This window comes from Endozoicomonas acroporae (assembly GCF_002864045.1).
GTDB lineage: Bacteria > Pseudomonadota > Gammaproteobacteria > Pseudomonadales > Endozoicomonadaceae > Endozoicomonas > Endozoicomonas acroporae.
Map to the genome: position 1 here is coordinate 1 of NZ_PJPV01000284.1, position 1,949 is coordinate 1,949.

Here is a 1,949-nt window from a genome sequence, read left to right on the forward strand (position 1 = left end):
TGGCAGCACCGTATAAGGCGACACCAGGCGGGCAGCCAGCTCAACACCCTGGAAAAAGCTACTGTCCTGCCCATCGGGGCTGCCAAAAGTGAAGGCCGGACCTTTATCCGGTTGCGCCCCGGGGGGTACATAATCAGGATGCCAGGACTGCAAAAACGGGATCACACCGTCCCAGAAAGCGACCTTCACCCCTGCCCATACGCCCCATTTCTCCCCTGGCTGAACCGGTACGGAGCCCGAGGCAGTGGCTGCGCCTGTTGATTGAACGGTAGGTTGGGATATCAACGTTATTCCCTCGCAAAATAAGGGCAAGGGTAGACAAGGCACAGGCGATGAAAGGAACCGTTTGAATTATTGGTAATGGGTAATACGCAAGAATCTTATAAAGCAGGAAAACTATGTTGGCACAGGGGGATTCCGACATTTAGAACTCACTCTCCATTCATCCTGAGCGCCCTTCGGCTCGGCTCAGGATGCACGGACGAAGGGTGCCTGGCACAATCTATCATGCCTCGGAGTTAACGCCCTTCGACAGGCTCAGGACGAACGGAGTTCGGAGGCTCCAAAATGTGTAAATTATTCAAGGACTATTCCTCAAAGCGACAAAGTCCCCGGCTTTGGCATCCTGCGTCGCCCTACCTCCCACATCCATGTGGTCGTGCGCGAGATTCTTTACTGAAGAAGAAACATATTCATGAGTTTCTGTGTGTTCATACCTGTAACTTGTACGGGATAAAGAGGGTTCGTTATTCTGGGCAATAGTGTTGGCAGAGGCAAAGAAGCGACCCACTCTGTAATTGCGCTGAGTGAGTTGTCATCAGAGACAGGTTAAACATCCAAAGCCTGTCGAATGGCATGAACTCCAGGCTCAGGTATTGTGCCCGGCACCAACCGCTTCAGGGTGAACGGAGATTGTGAATATCAAACTCATTGAAATGATCTATTTTACAGCGGTTCTTATTCTGCGGAGATTGCGAGTTTCAATCTCTTCATATATGCCAGCATCTTCTTTGCCGTGAAAGAAAATTGCCACGGAGGCACAGAGACTCGGAGAACAGAAAAAAGCTTTTCCTCTGTGTCTCCGTGACTCTGTGGCTAAAGCTTTCATGACAGAGGGTGACAAACCATCGTCATGAACTTGTGTTCATGCCAGGGAATCACCCCCTGAGTTCCTCAAAGAACGAGTCCCTTGGCCGTGTGGGTGGTTTTTCCGATAGTGCCGGTTGTTGCAGTCCGGGTGGCTCTGGAGGAGGTCTTCTGGAGCGTTGTACATCGGCAGGTTTCTCTCTTGCCTATTTCATGACGGCTTTTATCGTCGGTTCGGCACTCGCTGCCTGACCCACAGTATTGATGGCCACCCACTCCTGCGGGTCATCGGCAGGGGATGACCCGTGGCAATAATGACGATAAATGTACCTCCCTGCCACCACCCCTACCACCACAAAGGCTGCAGCCCCCAGGGCGATACCGGCTACTGCGCCGGTACTCAGGGTAGCCGCCGACGATGCCACAGTGGTGGGTAGCGTCATGGTGGCCCCCGGCAGGCCGGAAACGTTTATGGTGGTGTTCGCTACCGTCGGCACCGTTGTGGCCGGTAATGGCTCCCTGGCCACGCCTGAAGAGTAACCTGTGCTCCTGGCAAAACTGTTCACCTGCGTAGTACTGGCAACCACGGCCCCGCGGCTTGTGGCGGCTGTTGTCGCTGTAGCGGCTGTTGTCGCTGTAGCGGCATTTACCGGGCAAGCATCACTGTACGAAACATCCAGCGCAGCCAGAAATTCAGTTCTCGAAGAGCAATCGGCTGTTAACACACGAGGGTCTGCTTTTTGGCAAAGAAGCTGATCATTGGAGATAGAAGAATTCCCCTCTTTAATGCCATTGACATAGCTGTTCACCGCCGTGGTGTTGGCAACCGTTCCTTTAACCTCCCCCCCCCCGATGCCGGCTTT

Annotated in this window: 2 protein-coding genes; both read right to left on the bottom strand. The window is 53.5% G+C overall.

The window, feature by feature from the left end; all coding sequences use genetic code 11:
• The coding region (locus CX664_RS25215) for a hypothetical protein (RefSeq protein WP_146000376.1) at window positions 1-285 on the bottom strand (285 nt) is incomplete at its 3' end.
• 1,007 nt (window positions 286-1,292) lie between these two features.
• Window positions 1,293-1,949, bottom strand: a 657-nt coding sequence (locus tag CX664_RS26880) for a hypothetical protein (RefSeq protein WP_180966641.1), incomplete at its 5' end; no start/stop codon positions are given.